At 73.8% G+C, this 16,785-nt stretch carries 13 protein-coding genes and 1 tRNA gene; 2 read left to right on the top strand and 12 right to left on the bottom strand.

What is annotated here, in order from left to right; translation table 11 throughout:
- Positions 1–37 precede the first annotated feature (37 nt).
- A tRNA-Asn gene (locus tag BAW75_RS24555) sits at positions 38–110 on the bottom strand.
- A gap of 268 nt (positions 111–378) precedes the next feature.
- Between BAW75_RS24555 and BAW75_RS24550 the strand changes: the two genes are divergently transcribed.
- Entirely contained in the window at positions 379–774 is a 396-nt protein-coding gene (locus BAW75_RS24550) for a hypothetical protein (protein WP_104115019.1), read from the top strand.
- 96 nt (positions 775–870) lie between these two features.
- Positions 871–2,055 carry an ROK family transcriptional regulator gene (locus BAW75_RS24545; protein ID WP_104115020.1) on the top strand — a complete coding sequence of 395 codons (1,185 nt, stop codon included), beginning with the start codon at positions 871–873 and terminating at the stop codon, positions 2,053–2,055.
- Between the two features lie 115 nt (positions 2,056–2,170).
- Here the strand turns inward: BAW75_RS24545 and BAW75_RS24540 are convergent, their stop codons facing one another.
- The 11 genes from BAW75_RS24540 to BAW75_RS24490 all read right to left on the bottom strand — a co-directional run bounded on the left by BAW75_RS24540 (position 2,171) and on the right by BAW75_RS24490 (position 16,588).
- Positions 2,171–3,178: a sugar phosphate isomerase/epimerase family protein gene (locus BAW75_RS24540; protein ID WP_043329109.1), complete on the bottom strand. Its 1,008-nt coding sequence runs from the start codon at positions 3,176–3,178 to the stop codon at positions 2,171–2,173.
- A 174-nt stretch (positions 3,179–3,352) separates the two neighbouring features.
- Positions 3,353–5,449 (bottom strand): ThuA domain-containing protein, encoded by a 2,097-nt coding sequence (locus BAW75_RS24535; protein WP_104115021.1) that lies wholly within the window; start codon positions 5,447–5,449, stop codon positions 3,353–3,355.
- 20 nt (positions 5,450–5,469) lie between these two features.
- A complete protein-coding gene (locus tag BAW75_RS24530; protein ID WP_104115022.1) occupies positions 5,470–8,304 on the bottom strand; it encodes an RICIN domain-containing protein in 2,835 nt (944 codons plus the stop codon).
- 223 nt (positions 8,305–8,527) lie between these two features.
- Positions 8,528–9,595, bottom strand: a complete 1,068-nt coding sequence (locus BAW75_RS24525) for a polyprenyl synthetase family protein (RefSeq protein WP_104115023.1) — start codon at positions 9,593–9,595, stop codon at positions 8,528–8,530.
- Positions 9,592–10,986, bottom strand: coding sequence for an alkaline phosphatase family protein (locus tag BAW75_RS24520; RefSeq protein ID WP_104115024.1), 1,395 nt, complete (start codon positions 10,984–10,986; stop codon positions 9,592–9,594). The genes BAW75_RS24525 and BAW75_RS24520 overlap by 4 nt, the downstream gene beginning before the upstream one ends.
- A complete protein-coding gene (eboE, locus tag BAW75_RS24515; protein ID WP_104115025.1) occupies positions 10,983–12,170 on the bottom strand; it encodes a metabolite traffic protein EboE in 1,188 nt (395 codons plus the stop codon). Before eboE ends, BAW75_RS24520 begins: the two co-directional genes overlap by 4 nt.
- Positions 12,170–13,021: a TatD family hydrolase gene (locus tag BAW75_RS24510; RefSeq protein ID WP_104115026.1), complete on the bottom strand. Its 852-nt coding sequence runs from the start codon at positions 13,019–13,021 to the stop codon at positions 12,170–12,172. The genes eboE and BAW75_RS24510 overlap by 1 nt, the downstream gene beginning before the upstream one ends.
- A 1-nt stretch (position 13,022) precedes the next feature.
- Positions 13,023–13,628, bottom strand: coding sequence for an EboA domain-containing protein (locus BAW75_RS24505; protein ID WP_104115027.1), 606 nt, complete (start codon positions 13,626–13,628; stop codon positions 13,023–13,025).
- Positions 13,629–13,662: 34 nt separating this feature from the next.
- Positions 13,663–14,538 carry a sugar phosphate isomerase/epimerase family protein gene (locus BAW75_RS24500; RefSeq protein WP_104115028.1) on the bottom strand — a complete coding sequence of 292 codons (876 nt, stop codon included), beginning with the start codon at positions 14,536–14,538 and terminating at the stop codon, positions 13,663–13,665.
- Positions 14,535–15,443, bottom strand: a complete 909-nt coding sequence (locus BAW75_RS24495) for an SCO3242 family prenyltransferase (protein WP_104115029.1) — start codon at positions 15,441–15,443, stop codon at positions 14,535–14,537. The genes BAW75_RS24500 and BAW75_RS24495 overlap by 4 nt, the downstream gene beginning before the upstream one ends.
- Positions 15,440–16,588 (bottom strand): inositol-3-phosphate synthase, encoded by a 1,149-nt coding sequence (locus BAW75_RS24490; protein ID WP_104115030.1) that lies wholly within the window; start codon positions 16,586–16,588, stop codon positions 15,440–15,442. The genes BAW75_RS24495 and BAW75_RS24490 overlap by 4 nt, the downstream gene beginning before the upstream one ends.
- Positions 16,589–16,785 lie beyond the last annotated feature (197 nt).

Below are 16,785 nucleotides of genomic sequence, written 5' to 3'. Positions count from 1 at the left end.
CCGCCGGCAGGGCCGACGGGCGTGACGTGGAGCGAAGCTCCCCCGATTGGACTCGAACCAATAACCTGCCGGTTAACAGCCGGCTGCTCTGCCAATTGAGCTACAGGGGACCGTGCACCGCTCGGATCGGATCTCTCCGCTCCGTGCGACGGGGACAAGAGTACAGGACATCGGGGGGTTGTGCGCCAGGGGGTTACCGGAGGAGGACCGGACCGGCGGACGCGCCAGGATTACGGACAAATCGTCATCTCGGCACAGGGAGGCATGAGCGGAGAGCAGGATGGGTAGTTAGCCGTCGACAGAGAACGCAGGCGCAAGATGGTCGTTCCGCCGAGCCGGCGGAAATCGGCAAGAGCGTCAGGTACGGAAGGAGCCGCCATGCGCGGAAAGATCATGTTTCTTGGCGGGCTGGCTGCGGGATTCGTCCTGGGCGCCCGTGCCGGCCGGGAGAAGTACGAGGAGCTGGTGGTCCGGGGGCGCAAGGTGCTCGACCACCCGACCGTCCAGGAGGCGGCCGACGTCGCGCAGGCCCAGGCGACCCGCCTCTACTCCGAGGGCAAGGACAAGCTGGGGCAGACCAAGCTGGGTGAGAAGCTCGCCACCGGCAACGGTGGCAAGCCGGGCATGACCGAGGCCGACAAGCCGTTCGCGGGCACGCCGGCCGCGGTCGGCAGCCGCAGCGCCAACGGCACGGGCTCGACCAGTTCGACCAGCGCGTCCGGCTCGAGCACGACCGGCACGAGCACCAAGCCGTCCACCGGCAACACGCTCTGACGCAAGCGGACAGCGGGCCGGTCACCTCCGGGTGACCGGCCCGCTCCCGTGTGCTCGGGCGCCGATGTGGCACATTCTCCGTGGGGAGGTGACCACATGCCGATGGTCGGACCGGAAACGGCGGATCAGGCGCGGCTGCTGCGCCTGCTGCGCGACGACGGCCCGCGGTCCCGGGTCGAGCTGACCGACCTCCTCGGCCTGCCGCGGGCCCGGTTCGCCGCCGAGGTGGACCGGTTGACCGCGCTGGGCCTGGTGGAGAGCGCCGGCCCGGCTGCCTCGCGGGGCGGGCGACGGTCGTCGCTGCTGCGCATCGGCGCGCAGGTCCGGTTCGGCGCGGTGCTCGTCGGCGGCGGCACGCTGCGGGTCGCGCTCACCGACGGCGAGCTGAACCCGCTGGCCCGGCACGACGAGCCGGTGGACGTCCGGCTCGGCCCGGACGTGGTGGTCGGACGCATGGTCGAGCTGCTCGGCAAGCTTCGCGTCGAGGCGGGGCTGACGTCGCTGACCGGCGTCGGTGTCGCGCTGCCCGCGCCGGTCGAGGTCCGCGACGGCACGCCGGTCTCCCCGCCGGCCCTGCCCGGCTGGCACCGCTTCCCGGTACGCGACACGCTCGCCGCCGAGCTGGGCTGCCCGGTGCAGGTCGACAACGACGCCAACGCGATGGCCCTCGGTGAACGGCACGCCGGCACCGGCCGCCCGTTCGACGACTTCCTCGCCGTCAAGCTGGGCGACGCGGTCGGCTGCGGGCTGGTGCTCGCCGGTTCGCTCTACCGGGGCGCGGCCAGCGGGGCCGGCGACATCGGCCACCTCCAGCTCAGCGAGGACGGACCGCTCTGCGGCTGCGGCAACAACGGGTGCGTCGAGGCGTACTGCGGGGATGCCGCGCTGGGGCGGGAGGCGGTGACGGCCGCGCGGGCCGGGCGCTCGACGGTGCTCGCGGACCGGCTGGCCGCGGCCGGGACGCTGGCGGTGGCCGACGTGGCGGCGGCGGCCACCGAGGGCGACCCGGCGGCGCAGACCATCGTCCGCGACGCCGCCCGCCGGCTCGGGCAGGTGCTGGTCGGGCTGGTCAGCTTCGTCAACCCGGCCATCGTCATCATCGGGGGCGCGCCGGCCGGGATCGGGCCGGTCCTGCTCGCCGAGATCCGGGGCGTGGTCTACCGGCGCTCCACGCCGCTGGCCACCGGCAGCCTGCCGATCGTCCTGTCCGACCTCGGCGACACCGCCGCCCTGATCGGCGCGGCCCACCTGGTCAGCACCCAGACCTACGCCGCCCGCTGACCCCCGCCCCCGCCCTCACCTCACCCCGTCGATCTTGCACTTGCGGCCCTCCCGAAACGGGCATAAGCGGCATCACGTGGGCCGCAAGTGCAAGATCGCGAGCGCAGGAGGAGGGTCAGTCGCGGCTGCTGAAGGCGGCGTCGAAGGCGGCGCTCGGGGCGTCGAACGCCAGGCGGCGGACGAACTGGAGCGCCTCCGGCGCGCCGACCAGGCGGTCCATGCCGGCGTCCTCCCACTCGACCGAGATCGGGCCGTCGTAGCCGATCGCGTTCAGCGCCCGGAAGCAGTCCTCCCACGGCACGTCACCGTGGCCGGTGGAGACGAAGTCCCAGCCGCGCCGCAGGTCGGCCCAGGGCAGGTGGGAGGAGAGCCGGCCACGCCGCCCGTCCCCGGTACGGACCTTCGCGTCCTTGCAGTCGACGTGGTAGATCCGGTCGGCGAAGTCGAAGATGAAGTTCACCGGGTCCAGCTCCTGCCAGACGAAGTGCGACGGGTCCCAGTTGAGCCCGAACGCCTCCCGGTGCCCGATCGCCTCCAGCGTGCGCTTGGTGGTCCAGTAGTCGTACGCGATCTCGCTGGGGTGCACCTCGTGCGCGAACCGCACGCCCACCTCGTCGAACACGTCCAGGATCGGGTTCCACCTGTCGGCGAAGTCCTGGTAGCCGCGCTCGATCATGGCCGGTGGCACCGGCGGGAACATGGCCACCGTGTGCCAGATGGACGAGCCGGTGAAGCCGACGACGGTGCGTACGCCGAGTTTCGCCGCCGCCCGCGCGGTGTCCTTGATCTCCTCGGCGGCCCGCTGCCGCACCCCTTCCGGCTCGCCGTCGCCCCAGATCCGGGCCGGCAGGATGTCCTGGTGCCGCTCGTCGATCGGGTGGTCGCAGACGGCCTGCCCGACCAGGTGGTTGGAGATGGCGAACACCTGAAGGTTGTGCTTGGCCAGGGTGGCCCGCTTGCGCTCGACGTACGAGTCGTCGGCGAGCGCCTTGTCCACCTCGAAGTGGTCGCCCCAGCAGGCGATCTCCAGTCCGTCGTAGCCCCACTCGGCGGCGAGCCGGCAGACCTCGTCGAACGGAAGGTCGGCCCACTGGCCGGTGAAGAGCGTGATGGGTCGCGCCATTGTCCTTCTCCCCTGTGGTGATGGGGGATTCCGTCGCGGACCGGGGCGAGGACGACCGGAGGCGGCGGCCTGAGGGCACCGGTGGACGCCGGAGCGTCTGCCTCCCGGGCGGGTTGCGCCTCCCGCCGGGTCACCGGCCACCTCGCGGTCGCCGCCTCCACTCTATGGCCTACCTCAGGGCAGGGTCCAGCGCTGGTTCGCCGCGCCCGTGCACGTCCACAGGTGCACCGCCGTGCCGTCGGCCGAGTTGTTGCCGGACACGTCCAGGCACTTGCCCGACGACGGGTTGCGCAGCGTCCCGTCCGCCTGCGCCGACCAGTTCTGCGCGCCGGTGCCGTTGCACGACCACAACTGGATCTTCGTGCCGTTCGCGTTGCCGCCGCCGGAGACGTCCAGGCACTTGCCCAGCGCCTTCACCGGCCCGTTCGGCGTCACCGTCCACGTCTGCGCCGTCGAGCCGTTGCAGGTGTAGAGCTGGATCTGGGTGCCGTCGGCCGACGAGGCGTTCCGCACGTCCAGGCACTTGCCGGCCAGCCCCTTGATCGGGCCGGTGCCGCCGCTTGCGGTGCCGCGGACCAGCGTGAAGTCGTCCACGTCGAACAGGCCGGTGCCGCTGCCGGCGAACGTCAGGTGCACGGTCTGCGTACCGGACGGCACGCCGGTGAGCGCGGTGGACACGTCGGCGAACGTGGTCCAGCTCCCGGTGTTCGGCACCGCCACCTGGCCGGTCGCCGGCCCGGTCGGCGAACCGGTCCGCACTTGGAGCGTGCCGCCGGGGCCGCCGGAGACCACCCGGGCGCGCAGCGACGTCACACCGGTCAGGTCCAGCCCCGGGTACGCGGCCCAGTCGCCCGGGTCCACGTACCCCAGGGTCTGGCCGCCGTTGGCGCCGGCCTTGGGGTACGCGCTGACGCCGCTGGCCGAACCGAACGCCTCGGCCTGGACGGTGGTGTTGCCGGTCGGTGGCGGCGTCCCGCCCAGCTCCTTGATCCGGATGTTGCGGAACGACACGTCGTCGCCGGTGCCGTGGTTCTGGATGCCGACGTGCCCGGCGAGCGACCGCACCGGATCGGTGTTTGTGAAGTCGTTGATGCGTACGCCGTTGAGGAACACCTGCAGCCGTTCCCCTTCGACCAGGATCTCGTAGGTGTTCCACTCCCCCGCCGGGTTCAGCGCCGCGTCCCGGGCCGCCAGGTCGGCGGACTTGAAGCCGTAGATCGCGCCGGTGGTCCGGTCGGCGGCGTCGGTGGGGTCGATCTGGATCTCGTAGCCGTTGTCCACCGCCGAGTTCGGGTCGCTCGACGGCGGGAAGCCGACGAACACGCCCGAGTTGTCGTCACCGGCCAGCCGCCAGTCCAGCTTGAGCGAGTAGTTGGTGAACTGCTTCGCGCTGTACCAGTACAGGCCCATGCCGCCGACCGAGGTGAGCGTGGCGTCGGTGTTGGTGAAGCTGCCCGGCCCGGCCTGCGACCAGCCGGTGGTGCCGCCGTTGTAGAGCGTGGTGTAGCCGGTCTCCGGCCGGCAGTCGGCCTTCGTGCGCCCGGCCGCGTAGCGGATGCCGCCGAGCAGGTGGTTGCGGAACGCCGCGTCGGCGTAGGAGGCCTGGGTGTGGCCGCCGCCGGTGTAGAAGGACCGGCCACCGCTGTACGTCTTGCACCAGGCGTGCGGGTGGTCGCCGCCCATCGAGCCTCCTGAGTACGAGGACTCGTCGAGACTGGCCAGCACGTGCGCGGTGGAGCGGGCGTTGGAGCGGTAGTCGTACCACTCGTCGGTGCGGTTCCACTGCTGCGGCAGGTGCGCGGTGGCCGCGTGCGCCCGGTCCTCCACCTTGACAGTGGCCGGCTGGATGGCCGGGTGGGACGCGAACCACGCGCCGACGAGGTTGCCGTAGAACGGCCAGTCGTACTCGGTGTCGGCGGCGGAGTGCACGCCGACGTACCCGCCCCCGGCGCCGATGTACGCCTCGAACGCCGACTGCTGGGTGGCGTTCAGGACGTCCCCGGTGGTGTTGAGGAAGATCACCGCCTCGAAACGGGCCAGGTTGGCGGTGGTGAACTGGGCGGCGTCCTCGGTCGCGGTGACCGTGAAGTTGTTCGCCGCGCCAAGCTCCCGCACGGCCTGCGTGCCGACCGCGATGGAGTCGTGGCGGAAGCCGGCGGTCTTGGAGAAGACGAGCACGTCGTAGGGGCCGTCGGCGGCGCTCGCCGGGGCGGCGGCGCTGGTGGCGGCCACGGCGGTCACCGCGACCAGCGCGATACGGAGGAGTCTCATCGGCGTTCTTCCTTCCCACCTCACGGCAGCGTCCACTTCTGGTTGGCCGCACCCGTGCAGGTCCACAGGTGCACCGCCGTGCCGTCGGCCGAGTTGTTGCCGGACACGTCCAGGCACTTGCCCGACTGCGGGTTGCGCAGCGTCCCGTCGGCCTGCGCGGACCAGTTCTGCGCGCCGGTGCCGTTGCACGCGTAGAGCTGGATCTTCGTGCCGTCCGCGCTGGCCCCGCCGGACACGTCCAGGCACTTGCCGAGCGCCTTCACCGTGGCGTTCGGCGTCACGGTCCACGACTGCGCCGTCGTGCCGTTGCAGGTGTAGAGCTGGATCTGGGTGCCGTCGGCGGTGGCGGCGTTGCGCACGTCCAGGCACTTGCCGGCCAGGCCCTTCACCGGGCCGGTGCGCACGGCCGACGTGGTGAGCGTGAACGCGTCCAGGTCGTAGAGCGCCCCGGTGCCACCGGCGAACGTCAGGTAGAGCGTGGTGGTGCCGGCCGGCGGATTGGCGATCGTGCCGGTGACTGTGGTGAACGTGTCCCAGGCGCCGGTGACCGGGACGGTGGCCGAGCCGAGCACGGCGCCGGTGGCCGAGCCGGCCCGTACCTGGAGCGTGCCGCCGGCCCCGGCGGACGACACCCGGGCGGTGAACCCGGTGGCGTCGGCGAGCAGGTACGGCTGGAACGCGATCCAGTCTCCGTTGTGGATGTCGCCGACGGTCTTGCCGCCCTCGGCGGTGGCCTTGTCGAACGTATTGATCCCGGACGAGGTCCTGAAGTGCTCGGCCTGCCGGTGCCGGGGCTGGAGCGTGTGCTGGGTGTGCGTGGTGAGGCCGCCGGAGTCGGTGTACTCGGCGTCGAAGACCGCGAAGATGTTCGCCGCGTCGTCGTGCTCACCGTCGACGGGTACGGCGATCGAGCCGGTGCAGCCGGTCGCCGAGGTGATCTGGTGGCCGTGCTGGTCGTGGCCGAGCACGTAGGTCATCTTGACCTTCGTGCAGTCGATGGTGGCGTCCTCCGGGTCGGTGACGGTGATCCGGAACGGCACGGTGTCGCCGAAGGAGAACAGCTTGCCGTTGCCGGGTGTCTCGATGACCACTGTCGGGGCGGTGTTGCCGACGGTGATCGTCACGCTGGCGGTGCCGGTGGCGCCCTGCGGGTCGCGCACGGTGAGCGTGGCGGTGTACCTGCCGTTGGCGGTGTAGGTGTGCGAGGGGTTCGCCGCGGTGGAGGTGCCGCCGTCGCCGAACGTCCAGGCGTACGTCAGCGCGCCGCCCTCCGGGTCGGACGAGCCGGCCGAGGAGAAGGCCACCGCGAGCGGCGCGGCGCCGGAGGTCCGGTCGGCGGCGGCGCGGGCCACCGGGGCGCGGTTGGCGCCGCCCAGGTAGTCGAAGCGGTAGAGCGCCGAGTTGGCGTCGCCGTTGAAGTAGCCGGTGCCGTAGTCGAGCACGTAGTACGCCCCGTCCGGGCCGAACGCGGAGTCCATCACCTGCTTGCCGGTCCACGGGAAGCTGTCGATGGTGCCGGGTGAGCCGTCCGCGTTGACGTGGATCGGCTTGATCCAGCCCCGGCCGAACTCGGTGGCGAAGAACTGCCCGTCGAACGACTGCGGGAACTTGGTGGTGGACGGGTTCGCCGCGTCGTACCGGTAGACCGGACCGCCCATCGGCGACTCGGAGCCGCCGCCGAACTCGGGCGGGCTGCCCGCGTCACCGGCGTAGCGGATCCAGGACGGCTTCGCCGCCGGCAGCGTGGTCAGGCCGGTGTTGCGGAACGAGTTGTTCGTCGGGCCGCCCGTGCAGTTGAACTTCGGTCCGGCGGCGCCGGTGGCGAAGTCCCATTCGGCGTACGTCTCGGCGGCCGTGTTGGTGCCGGTGCAGTACGGCCAGCCGTAGTTGCCCGGCCCGGTGACCCGGTTGAACTCGACCTGCCCGGACGGGCCGCGGGCGGTGGTGGTGCCGGCGTCCGGCCCGTAGTCGCCCACGTAGACGATGCCGGTGGCCTTGTCGACGCTGATCCGGAACGGGTTGCGGAAGCCCATCGCGTAGATCTCCGGGCGGGTCCGCGCGGTGCCGGGCGCGAAGAGGTTGCCGGCCGGGATCGAGTACGTGCCGTTGGCGTTCACCTTGATCCGCAGGATCTTGCCCCGCAGGTCGTTGGTGTTGCCGGCGCTGCGCTGCGCGTCGTACCCGGGGTTGCGGTTGGTGCGCTCATCGATCGGCGCGTATCCGGCCGAGTCGAACGGGTTGGTGTCGTCGCCGGTGGACAGGTAGAGGTTGCCGGCGGCGTCGAAGTCGATGTCACCGCCGACGTGGCAGCACAGCCCCCGGTCGGCCGGTACGTCGAGCACGTCGACCTTGCTGGCCTGGTTGAGCGTGAAGTCGGCGTTGAGCGTGAACCGGGACAGCCGGTTGACGCCCTGCCAGGCGGAGAAGTCGGTGCCGGTGGCGGGCGCGTCGCCGGCGGGGGTGGACAGCGGCGGCGCGTAGTAGAGGTAGATGTGCCGGTTGGAGGCGAAGCCGGGGTCGACACCGACGCCCTGCAGCCCCTCCTCGTCGTGGGTGTAGACCGGCAGCGTGCCGATGACTGTGGTGACGCCGGCCGCGTCGGTGCGGCGCAGCGTGCCGTTGCGGGCGGTGTGCAGGACCGACCGGTCGGGCAGCACCGCCAGGGACATCGGTTCGCCGGTCTCGGCGACGCCGCGGGCGAGTTCGACCTGCTGGAAGTCGCTCGCCGTGATCGGGTGGGCGGACGCCGGGACGGGCGCCGCGGCCGCTGTGACGGTGCCGGCGGTGGCGGCGAGCAGCAGCGCTGCGGCAGCGGCGAACGGTCGTCGGGCACGGGGGTGGTGGTGGCTGGACATGCTGTGCTGTCCCTTCCTGACGCGCGCAGCCAGGACCGGGCGCGCGTCGCGCCGGATGCCGAGCGGGGGATGCTGCGCCTCGGCGAGGCGGGCGGTACGGGGGGCGGATCGCCTCGTCGGGTCAGCTAGGTACTGTGCACGACATTAAAACCTTTCGATCAGCCTGTCCATAGCTTCTGATCGATCGGCTTACACTTTCGGCGCTACGCGACAAAAGTTGGTGTCACTCGCGGCGGTCGACAGCCCGTTCCACGAGCGCGGCGAGCACCCGCCGGGCCGGCTCCGCGAGCCCCGCCGCGTCCAGCGCGACAAGCGCCGCGTCGGCCCGGGTACGGATCATCCTCTCCACCGCCTCCCGGGCGCCGGACTCCTCGACGATGCCCCGCACCTCGGCGGCGCCCGCCTGATCCAGCGCCGGATCGCCGACCAGCTCGCGCAGCCGGGCCACGCCGGCCGGGGAGGCGGACGCCCGGGCCAGCGCCAGCAGCACCGTCGGCTTGCCCTCGCGCAGGTCGTCCAGGTTGGACTTGCCGGTCACCGCCGGATCGCCGAAGACGCCGAGGACGTCGTCGCGGAGCTGGAACGCGTCCCCGAGCGGATCGCCGAACCCGGCCAGCGCCGCCACCGGCGCCGGCGTCGCGCCGGCCAGCGCGGCGCCGATCTGCACCGGACGGGTCACCGTGTAACGGGCCGTCTTCAGCCGCACCACGGCGAGCGCGCTCGCCACCGAACCGTCCCCGGCCGCCGCGACCACGTCCAGGTACTCCCCCGCGATCACCTCGGAACGCATCCGGGCCAGCAGGACCTGCCCGCCGCGCAGCCGCTCGGGCGGCAACCCGCAGCCGTGGAACATCTGCGCCGACCAGGTGGCGCAGAGGTCCCCGCAGAGCACCGCCGCCTGCCGGCCGTACGCCGCCGGGTCGCCGCGCCAGCCGGACCGCTCGTGCAGGTCGGCGAAGAAGCGGTGCAGCGTGGGCGCTCCCCGGCGGCGGTCACTGCGGTCCACGATGTCGTCGTGGATCAGCGCGAACGCGTGGAACAGCTCCAGCGACGCCGCGGCCACCACGATCGGCCGCTCGTCCGGGCCGTCGAAGCCCCGCCAGCCCCAGTAGCAGAACAGCGGTCGCAGCCGCTTCCCGCCGGCCAGCACGAACCGGCGCAAAGCGGAGTGAACAGTCCCCGTACCGTCGTCCGGCCGACCCGGCCCTCTCGCGTCCAGGAACGCGGCGAGCTCGGCGTCGAAACGGCCCCGAAGCAGGGCCGGGTCGGTCGGTGCGACGGTCACGGTCATGGTGCCTCCCAGGCCAATCCGGCGAGTTCCAGCAACAACGCCTTCACATCGGTCGCCTCCACCCGGGGCCGGATCGCGGCCGGGTCGGAGCAGAGCAGCACCGGGCCGTCCGCCGGATCGGCCGGCAGGCGCCCGTGCGAACCACGCACCGCCCGCGCCCCGGCGTCCAGCCCGACCACGTTCATCAGATAGCGCAGGCCGAGCTTCTTGCGCGCCAGCGCCACCGCCGCACGACGTTTCGCCGCGCCCGGAGCGGCCGGATCGAAGAACAGCTCGGCCGGGTCGTAGCCCGGCTTACGGTGGATCTCCACCAGCCGCGCGAAGTCGGGTGCCCGCGCGTCGTCCAGCCAGTAGTAGTAGGTGAACCAGGAGTCCGGCTCGGCCACCAGCACCAACTCGCCCGAGCGGGGATGGTCCAGGCCGTACCCGGCCTGCCCGGCGGCGTCCAGCACCTCGGCCACGCCGGGCAGCGCCGCGCAGAGCTTCGCCACCGCCGGCACGTCCGCCGGATCCCGGACGTAGACGTGCGCCACCTGGTGGTCGGCCACCGCGAACGCCCGTGACGTCCACGGGTCGAGGTATTCCATCCCGGCCTGGGTGTAGACCCGCAGCAATCCTTCGGCGCGCAGCAACCGGTTCACGTCCACCGGGCGGGACACGTCGGTGATGGCGTACTCGGACAACGCCACCACAGTAGCGTCCCGATCACGGGCCGCGTCCAGCAGCGGGCCGAGCACGGTGTCCAGCTCCGCCGCCGCGGCGGCGGCCTCCGGCCCGGACGGACCGAACCGTTGCAGGTCGTAGTCGAGATGCGGCAGGTAGACAAGGGTCAGGTCGGGTGCGTGGTCGGCGAGGATGCGCTGCGCCGCCCGGCTGATCCACGCCGAGGACGGCAGCCCCGCGCCCGGCCCCCAGTAGCTGAACAGCGGGAACGTGCCGAGCGCGTCGGTGAGCGTGTCCCGCAGCCGCGGCGGGTCGGTCCAGCAGTCCGGCTCCTTGCGCCCGTCGGCGTGGTAGACCGGGCGCGGCGTGACCGTCCAGTCCACGTCCGCGCCCATCGCGTACCACCAGCAGACGTTCGCGACCCGGTAGCCCGGCTCGACGCGCCGGGCCGCCTGCCACACCTTCTCGCCGCCGACCAGCGCGTTGTGCTGCCGCCAGAGCAGCACCTCGCCCAGGTCGCGGAAGTACCAGCCGTTGCCCACCACGCCGTGCCCGGCGGGCAGCTCGCCGGTGAGGAACGTGGACTGCGCCGAGCAGGTCACCGCCGGCAGCACGGTGCCCAGCTCGGCGGCGAACCCGGCGTCGGCCACCGCGCGCAGCCGGGGCATGTGCGCCAGCAGCCGCGGGGTCAGCCCGACCACGTCGAGCACCACCAGCCGCCGGCTCACGAGGACATCACCGCCGTCGGCGCCAGCCCGAGCGCGGTCAGCTCGTCGCGGGCGAAGGCCAGCTCGGCGGCGATGCCGGCGGCCAGCTCCGCGTCGCCGCGCGGCCGCCGCGCCTCCGGCAGCACCCCCCAGGTGTACGTCTCGACGTCGAGGTGGTCGCAGCCGGCGGCCGGACCGGCGAACAGCGCGGCGAGCGCCTCCCGCAGCACCGGCACCGTGGAGCGCAGCGGCGGCTCGGGCGGGGCGTGCAGCGGCACGTGGTAGTGCACCCGCCAGGCACCGGGCAGCCCCGCGTCGAGCGCGGCGTCGAGGTCGTCGGCCGCGTACGCCGGATCGGCCGGATCGGTGGCGCCGGCGCAACCGGCCGCGCGGGTCTGGTGCAGGAACCTCGGCTCGACGAAGCGGCGCAACGCCGCGCCCGCCCCGACCGGATCGGGCGCCTCGACGGCGGCGGACACCTGGACCTTCACCACGGGGAGACCGGCGGCACGCAGCCCGGCCAGGGCATCCGCCGGCTGCTCCCAGGCGCACGCCAGGTGTGCGAGGTCCAGGCAGATCCCGAGCCGGTCGGTATCCATGGCTGAGAATACCTCGCGTGCTTGTCCCGTCGACTCCACCAGGCAGCCGGGTTCCGGCTCGAAGCCGACCCGGATCACCCGGCCGGTCTCCCGCTGCACCGCGGCCAGCCCGTCGGCCAGCGCGTCGAGCCGGCGCCGGGCAGTCGCGGCGCGCGCGGTGTCCCACGGTGTACGCCAGGCCAGCGGCAGCGTCGAGACCGACCCGTGGACCGCGTCGTCTGGCAGCAGGTCGGCCAGCACCCGGGCCAGGTCCAGCGTGTACGCCGAGCGCTGCGGCGTGGTCCAGTCCGGGTGGTACACCGCGCCCTTGACCACCGGAGCCTGGAACGCGGCGTACGGGAAGCCGTTGAGCGTGACCACCTCCAGGCCCCGTACCGTCAGCTCGTGACGCAGCCGGCGGCGGGCCGCCGGGTCGGCGGCGAGCGCGGCGGCCACCGGCGCGGCCAGCCAGAGCCCGAGCCCGAGCAGGTCGGCGTCGAGCGCCCGGCGCACCGCTACCGCGTACGTGTCGAGCTGGGCGACGATGCCGGGCAGGTCCTCGGCCGGGTGGACGTTCGTGCAGTAGCCGAGATGGACGGTCGTGCCGTCGGCGTGGCGCAGCCGCATCATTCGCCTCCGCGCAGTATCGAGTTGCCGGCGAAGGTGGGGTCGCTCGCCTCCAGGGCGGTCAGGTCGAGCCGGCCGGACTGGCCGTAGAACTCGACCGGGTTGCGCCACAGCACCCGGTCCACGTCGTCGGCGCTGAACCCGGCCAGCTGCATCGCCTCCCCGGTGGCCCGGGTCAGCAGCGGGTCCGACCGCCCCCAGTCGGCGGCCGAGTTGACCAGCATCCGCTCGGTCCCGTACCGCTTCAGCAGCTCGACCATGCGCGGCGGCGACATCTTCGTCTCCGGGTAGATGGAGAAGCCCAGCCAGCAGCCGGTGTCCCGGACCAGCCCCACAGTCACCTCGTTGAGGTGGTCGACGAGCACCCGTTCCGGCGCGATGTCCGACTCGGCGACCACGTCGAGCGTGCGCCGTACGCCGCGTGCCTTGTCCCGGTGCGGCGTGTGCACCAGCGCGGGCAGGTCGTACGCGACGGCCAGGGCGAGCTGCCCGGCCAGCGCGGCGTCCTCGGCCGGCGTCATCGCGTCGTAGCCGATCTCGCCGACGGCCACCACGCCGTCCTTGTCCAGGTAGCGGGGCAGCAGGTCGAGCACCGGGCGGCAGCGCGGGTCGTTCGCCTCCTTCGGGTTGAGCGCCACTGTGGCGTGGTGCCGGATGCCGAACTGCCCGGCCCGGAACGGCTCCCAGCCGATCAGCGAGTCGAAGTAGTCCACGAAGCTGTCCACGCTGGTGCGCGGCTGGCCCAGCCAGAACGCCGGCTCGACCAGCGCGCGGACCCCGGCGGCGGCCATCCGCTCGTAGTCGTCGGTGGTGCGGGACGTCATGTGGATGTGCGGGTCGAAGATGCGCATGTCACGCCTCCGGGGTGGGGATGGTCAGCCGGCGCAGCAGGTCGGCCGCGTCGTCGGGCATGGTCCGGCCGGCGGCGTGCCGCTCGGCGGCGTACGCGGCGAGCATCCGGGCCAGCTCGCCGTCGGCCCGCTCCGGCAGGTCGTCGACGACCGCCAGGGGCACGCCGGTGAACACGCACTTGAGCACCGCCTGCCGCCAGGCCGGCTGCTCCAGGTGCCGGGCGTACGGGCCGAGCGCGGCGGCGACCAGCCGGGTGTCGTTTGTGCGGATCGCGTCGTGCAGCAGCGGCACGCACTCCGCGCCGATGGGCAGCAGCGGCAGCGCGCGCAGCACGGCGCGTTTCTCGGCGGCGTCGCCCTGCCGGTAGAGCGTCTCGGCCGCGGCGGCGTGGCCGTTCGGCAGCGTGGCCAGCAGCAGCGCGCGGGCCGCCTCGTCGGCCGTCCAGCCGGGCGGGTCGGGCAGCGGCCCGCGACCGCACCGCCGGGCGGCGGTGACGAAGAACCGTTCGATCGCCGTGGGTTCGGTCGCGACGCGGCGCAGCGCCGCGTCCAGCCACTGCGGATCGGGTACGCCCCGAAGCGCGGCGCGCAGTCGGTCGGGTGTCATGCCGTCTCCCCTCTGCCGGGTGGAAGGTGGTGGGTCACCGCCCCTCGCCGCGCGAGGCGGCGGCGCGCAGGAAGTCCAGTGAGCGGGCGGCGACGGCCGGTGCCGCGTGCGAGTGCCGGGGCAGCTCCACCGCCACCAGCCCGCGGTAGCCGGCGTCGGCCAGGGCACGCAGCACCGGCGGGAAGTCGATCTCGCCGGCGCCGAACTCCAGGTGCTCGTGCACGCCCCGGCGCATGTCGTCGATCTGCACGTTGACCAGGTGCGCGGCGACCTCGGACACGCACCGCGGCACCGGCAGCGGCTCCAGGCACCGGCAGTGCCCGATGTCGAGCGTGATGCCGAAGCCGGGCGGCGCGCCGAGCGCCTCGCGCAGCCGCCGCCACCCGGCGATGTCCTCGACGAACATGCCCGGCTCCGGTTCGAAGCCCAGCGGCACGCCCGCCTCCGCCGCCTCGGCGCAGACCACCGCGCAGCCCGCTACGAGGCGGTCGGCGGCGACGTCGGGCGGTACGCCGGGCGGGCGTACGCCGGCCCAGAAGGAGACCGCCTCCGCGCCCAGCTCGGCACCGATCCGCACGGCCCGGCGCAGGAGCTCCACCCGCCGGGCCGGGTCGTCGTGCAGCAGCGTCGGCGCGTGCTTGTGCCAGGGGTCGAGCAGGTAGCGGGCGCCGGTCTCGACCACCACCGACAGCCCGAGCGCGTCCAGCCGGCGGCGCACGGCGGCCACCCGGCGGGCCAGGCCGGGGGCGAACGGGTCCAGATGGTCGTGGTCCAGGGTGAGCGCGACGCCCTGGTAGCCGAGGTCGGCGAGAACGGCGAGCGCGTCACCGAGGCGGTGGTTGGCGAAGCCGTTGGTGCCGTACCCGAAACGCAGCGCGCCCGGGCCGGGCAGCGGGTCGGCGGCGGTCATGTCGGGGAGATCAGTCGGGCCAGGCGGCGGCCGAGCGGGGCGGCGCCGGCCACGGCGAGGCCGAGCAACCGCGCCCCGGCGCGGGCGGTGAGCGAACCCTGCAAGGCGGGCAGCCCGGTGATCCCGGCCCCGACGGCGGCCCGCACCCGGGCCGGTGACGGATCGGCGAGCACCCGGGCCTGCGCCCGGCCGTACCGGGCGGCGTACCCGGCCGCGAGCACCTCGGGCACCAGCTCCCCGAGCCGAAGGAAGGGCCCCCTCTTAACGCATCCGGTAGAGGAGGGGGCCCCGCTTAACACGGTGGGCCGGGCCGGGGTGGTGAACGCGATCAGCGCGGTGCCGGCCAGCGTGAGGCCCGGCAGACGCCGGTCCGCGCCGGTCACCTCGCGGCGGGACAGCGCGGTCACCGTCCAGGTGTGCGCGGCGATGGTGAGCGCTGCGGGCAGCGCCCGGACCACCCGGCCGCCGGACGCGCCGAGCAGCACGTCCAGCCCTCGGCAGGCGGCCATCACCGCCGGGCCGGCGGCGGTGTTCTTGGCGCGCAGGTCGTACCCCCAGATCGTGGCGGCGAGCGGGAGCGCGACCGCCGCCGCCCGGCGGCCCCCGGCGGCGGTGGCTACCGCGAGCCCGGCGGCGGTCAGGCCGGACGCGACGCCGAGTGCCACCGACGGGCGCACCCGGCCGGACGGGATCGGCCGCTCCGGCCGTTCGACAGCGTCCAGCCGCCGGTCCGCCCAGTCGTTGGCGGCCATCCCGGCCCAGTAGAGCAGCACCGACGCGCCGGCCAGGGCGGGCGTCCGGCGGTCCAGCGCCCCGGCCGCGGCGGCGCCGGACAGCACGTCCCCGGGTACGGAGAGCGCGGCCGGCGCCCGGACCAGTTCGGCCAGGTCGGCCAGGCGGGTCACGACGTCGCCCGGGCGTGCAGGTCGGCGGCGAAGTCCCGCAGCACCGTCCACTGCTCGCCGAGCGCGTGGCCGGTCGCGCCGAGCGGGTCCTTGAAGAAGAACGCCAGTTCGGTCAGCGGGCCGTGGCGGCCGGCGGCGTGCGCGGCGGCGGTGAGCCGGGCCAGGTCCAGCACGAGCGGCGCGGCGAGCGCCGAGTCGCAGCCGTGCCAGGTGAACTCCATCCGCATGCCGGTGCCGAGGAAACCGGCGAACGTGATCAGGTCCCAGGCGGTCTTGAAGTCGCCCAGTTCCTCGACGTACTCGATCCGGGTGCCGCCCTGGGGCAGGTAGCCGAGCGTCTCGGCGAGCACCCGCTGCTTGCTGCCGACCTTGGCGGCGTTGGCGGCCGGGTCGGCGAGCGTGGCGCCGTCGCCGCCGCCGAGCAGGTTCGTGCCGGACCAGGAGCGCACGGCGAGGTGCCGCATCGCGAACATCGGCGCGAGCACCGACTTGAGCAGCGTCTCGCCGGTCTTGCCGTCGTGCCCGGCGTACGGCAGCCCGCGTTCGGCGGCGAGCGCGGCCAGGGCCGGCAGGCGGGCGCCGGTGGACGGGGTGAAGTCCACGTACGGGCAGCCGGCGGTGAACGCCGCGTACGCGTAGGCGGAGCTGGGCGGCAGCACGCCGGCCGGGCCGGTCAGCGCGTCGCGCAGCGTGGCCAGGTCGTGGTGGGCCGGGTGCGGTGCGGGCGCCGGCTCGGTGGCGGCGACGTTCACCACGACTACCCGGTCCAGCCCGTGCCGGGTGCGGAACCCGGTCAGGTCGCGCACCACCGCGGCGATCCGGTTGCCCTGGTCGCCCTCGACCGGCGCGGGTCGCAGCGCCGCCTCGACGGCGGCCAGGTCGGGCGCGACGGCATCGGCCAGCCGGGCGGGCAGCACGCCGGCGGCGGCGAGCGCCTCGGCGCGTTTGGTGAGCGGGGTCGCGACCACGTCGTGGCCGCCGAAGACGAGATCGGCGAAGCCCGGCAGGGCGGGCCCGCGCAGGTCGGGCAGCTCGGTCACGCATCCGGTCGGCGCGGTGAGCCCGGCCCGCAGGGCCAGCCCGCCGACCACGGCGGTGGTCGGTGTCGAGCCGCGCGCACCCACCAGCCACACACCCGTACGCATTCGCGCTACCTCCCCAGGTAAGGCCGGTCCGCCGGTGCGGCCGGGGAATCCCGGTCCGGCCGCACCGGAGGGCCGTGCTGGTCGTGCCGGCGGACACCGGCGGCACGCTCCCCGGAGCCGGCCTCGTCCCCGCCGCGGGGCGCAACCGCGGCGGGCCCTCGCCGGCCGGCGCCGGTGAGTGTCGGGCGGGCCTGGCC

This window comes from Micromonospora chalcea (genome assembly GCF_002926165.1).
GTDB lineage: Bacteria > Actinomycetota > Actinomycetes > Mycobacteriales > Micromonosporaceae > Micromonospora > Micromonospora chalcea.
This window is presented reverse-complemented; position numbering and strand designations above follow the sequence as displayed.

Coding starts and splice junctions, on each gene's coding strand:
- BAW75_RS24550 (WP_104115019.1), top strand. CDS start 379: ATGCGCGGAAAGATCATGTTTCTTGGCGGGCTGGCTGCGGGATTCGTC.
- BAW75_RS24545 (WP_104115020.1), top strand. CDS start 871: ATGCCGATGGTCGGACCGGAAACGGCGGATCAGGCGCGGCTGCTGCGC.
- BAW75_RS24540 (WP_043329109.1), bottom strand. CDS start 3,178: ATGGCGCGACCCATCACGCTCTTCACCGGCCAGTGGGCCGACCTTCCG.
- BAW75_RS24535 (WP_104115021.1), bottom strand. CDS start 5,449: ATGAGACTCCTCCGTATCGCGCTGGTCGCGGTGACCGCCGTGGCCGCC.
- BAW75_RS24530 (WP_104115022.1), bottom strand. CDS start 8,304: ATGTCCAGCCACCACCACCCCCGTGCCCGACGACCGTTCGCCGCTGCC.
- BAW75_RS24525 (WP_104115023.1), bottom strand. CDS start 9,595: ATGACCGTGACCGTCGCACCGACCGACCCGGCCCTGCTTCGGGGCCGT.
- eboE (WP_104115025.1), bottom strand. CDS start 12,170: ATGCGGCTGCGCCACGCCGACGGCACGACCGTCCATCTCGGCTACTGC.
- BAW75_RS24510 (WP_104115026.1), bottom strand. CDS start 13,021: ATGCGCATCTTCGACCCGCACATCCACATGACGTCCCGCACCACCGAC.
- BAW75_RS24505 (WP_104115027.1), bottom strand. CDS start 13,628: ATGACACCCGACCGACTGCGCGCCGCGCTTCGGGGCGTACCCGATCCG.
- BAW75_RS24500 (WP_104115028.1), bottom strand. CDS start 14,538: ATGACCGCCGCCGACCCGCTGCCCGGCCCGGGCGCGCTGCGTTTCGGG.
- BAW75_RS24490 (WP_104115030.1), bottom strand. CDS start 16,588: ATGCGTACGGGTGTGTGGCTGGTGGGTGCGCGCGGCTCGACACCGACC.